The 229-nt window shown below is 72.1% G+C and carries 1 protein-coding gene; it reads right to left on the bottom strand.

Translation table 11 applies throughout. The annotated features are described in order from the left end of the window. The coding region (locus BRA62_RS06080; protein WP_292365742.1) for a HEAT repeat domain-containing protein at nt 1-229 on the bottom strand (229 nt) is incomplete at both ends.

Below are 229 nucleotides of genomic sequence, written 5' to 3'. Positions count from 1 at the left end.
CCGATGAGCGGCTCCACCGCGGACGCCTCCCCGGTATCCCCGAGGACGCCGGCCGCGACGATCCTGACGTTCGGGTCCGGGTCGCCGAGCATCGCGGCAAGCGGCTCCACCGCTCCGGGGCCGAACTTCGCTATGGCTCCCGATGCCTGGCACCGGAGGTCGTCATGCTCGTCGTGGAGCGCCCGGACGAGGGGTTCCACCGCGGAAGGATCGGCGATCTCGCCGAGGA

Source organism: Methanoculleus sp. UBA208, assembly GCF_002498065.1.
Taxonomy (GTDB): domain Archaea; phylum Halobacteriota; class Methanomicrobia; order Methanomicrobiales; family Methanoculleaceae; genus Methanoculleus.
This window is presented reverse-complemented; position numbering and strand designations above follow the sequence as displayed.